The organism is Pseudomonas sp. AU11447, assembly GCF_001672555.2.
Lineage (GTDB): Bacteria > Pseudomonadota > Gammaproteobacteria > Pseudomonadales > Pseudomonadaceae > Pseudomonas > Pseudomonas nitroreducens.
The window spans coordinates 1-1,476 of record NZ_LZDG02000101.1; the positions used below are offsets into that span (position 1 = coordinate 1).

Here is a 1,476-nt window from a genome sequence, read left to right on the forward strand (position 1 = left end):
GGAGTCGCTCATGACTTGGCCTCCCGCATTTCCCGGAGGGCTTCCAGGACCTTTGCCACGGGGTCCAGGTACTCGCCAGTGATGGCAACCACTACCAGCTCGTTGCCGTTGTCCAGCGTCAGGTGCATGACGTCGAAGGCGTTGGCATCGAGCTGCTCGGCCTCGTCGATCATCTGGCGGACGCTCTTGTCCAGGTTCATGTCATCGAGCAGAGGTGCTTGTCCCATGTCACACCCCCAGCGCCCGAACACCGGGCGCATCGTGGGTGGACAGGTCGCGGATATAGCGAGCGATGGCACCGAGGTTGGTGCGCGGTTCGGCACCAGCACGAACACCTGGAACGCGCCAGGCCAGCCCGGCAACGGGGTCGGCACTGAGGTCGATCACGCGGCGTAGCTCGGCCGAGTCACCCACGGCGAGGGCGAAGTAGCCGTCACCGGGGTGCTCGTCGTGCAGCTCGATCAGGCCGTCTATGCGGCACACGGCATAGGTCTTAACCATGGTGATTCCCCTTTGAGGTTTCCCGCATCTCGTCACTCACGTCCCCCAGCTTGTCGGCCGCCTCGGTGATGATGTTCACGTGGTACTGGTCGACTTCCTCCCACGCGGCAGCCATTGCCAGGAGCTTCTCGCGCATGGCGTTTAGGCTGCGGCGGTGCCCCGCGTTTAGTTGCTTCTCTGTCCGAGTGGCCACGGTCACACCCCCGCGATGTCGAGCGGGATCGCCCGCCACTGGTCAGAGTCGCCCACACGCTCATGGACGCGGATGTAGTCCTTGGAGCCGACGACCTGGCAGGCCTCTGCGATGGCCTTCATTGCGCGCTGCCAGCGCTCGTCAGTGATTTCCAAGCGGCGAAGCGCAAGGACGTTGGCAGTACGTACCTCGCCTTTGGTGTCGGTGCGGAAAGCGTCGTTGACCAGGGTGACGACCTCCGGGCGCGCGCCCTCGGTCCACTCGAGCAAGCACTGGTCAATCAGGGCGCGGGCCGCCTGTAGGCGCTCATCGAACTGGATGGACTGCTGTACGGCCTTGGTGATCTTGAAGCGTCCATCGAACGACACCAGGCTGACGTTGCCTTTCTTGCCGCCCAGCTTGACGCCGTACTGATCGGCGGACAGCTCCACGAAAGCGGCGACGTCACCGAACGCCGACACCTTGAACTCGGCGATCAGGCTGTGCAGTTGCTTGGCCTTCTCCACAAGCTCCAGCACCAACTGGTCGCGTGCTTGGTCGATGGGCTTGATGAGGCTTTCGTGGACCAGGCGCTTCTGCGCATCCAGGCGAAAGCCTTCGGGGATTGCGATTTGGTTCATGGGATGGCTCCTGTTGCTCAGTGGAAAGTGAGGTCGATGGGGGTGGGGCTGGCGAAGTCGCGGTAACTGATCGGCTCGGACCAGGTGACTTCCACGCCCCGGAACTGCGCGCTGTAACGGGTGCTGCCTGCAGAGCNCNGGCGCTGGTAGCCGCAGACCAGC

Annotated in this window: 4 protein-coding genes; all 4 read right to left on the reverse strand. The window is 63.6% G+C overall.

The window, feature by feature from the left end:
- Window positions 1-8: 8 nt before the first annotated feature.
- The 4 genes from A6723_RS30915 to A6723_RS30930 are packed head-to-tail and all read right to left on the reverse strand — an operon-like array spanning window position 9 to window position 1,314.
- Window positions 9-227, reverse strand: coding sequence for a hypothetical protein (locus tag A6723_RS30915; protein ID WP_054906988.1), 219 nt, complete (start codon window positions 225-227; stop codon window positions 9-11).
- A gap of 1 nt (window position 228) precedes the next feature.
- Window positions 229-501, reverse strand: a complete 273-nt coding sequence (locus tag A6723_RS30920; RefSeq protein WP_054906989.1) for a hypothetical protein — start codon at window positions 499-501, stop codon at window positions 229-231.
- Window positions 494-637 (reverse strand): hypothetical protein, encoded by a 144-nt coding sequence (locus A6723_RS32265; protein WP_156356590.1) that lies wholly within the window; start codon window positions 635-637, stop codon window positions 494-496. Before A6723_RS32265 ends, A6723_RS30920 begins: the two co-directional genes overlap by 8 nt.
- Before the next feature lie 59 nt (window positions 638-696).
- Window positions 697-1,314 carry a DUF3164 family protein gene (locus A6723_RS30930; RefSeq protein WP_054906990.1) on the reverse strand — a complete coding sequence of 206 codons (618 nt, stop codon included), beginning with the start codon at window positions 1,312-1,314 and terminating at the stop codon, window positions 697-699.
- Between the last annotated feature and the right edge of the window lie 162 nt (window positions 1,315-1,476).

Excerpts from the sequence above, each read along its gene's own strand:
- A6723_RS30920 (WP_054906989.1), bottom strand. The coding sequence starts at position 501 with ATGGTTAAGACCTATGCCGTGTGCCGCATAGACGGCCTGATCGAGCTG.
- A6723_RS30915 (WP_054906988.1), bottom strand. The coding sequence starts at position 227 with ATGGGACAAGCACCTCTGCTCGATGACATGAACCTGGACAAGAGCGTC.
- A6723_RS32265 (WP_156356590.1), bottom strand. The coding sequence starts at position 637 with ATGCGCGAGAAGCTCCTGGCAATGGCTGCCGCGTGGGAGGAAGTCGAC.
- A6723_RS30930 (WP_054906990.1), bottom strand. The coding sequence starts at position 1,314 with ATGAACCAAATCGCAATCCCCGAAGGCTTTCGCCTGGATGCGCAGAAG.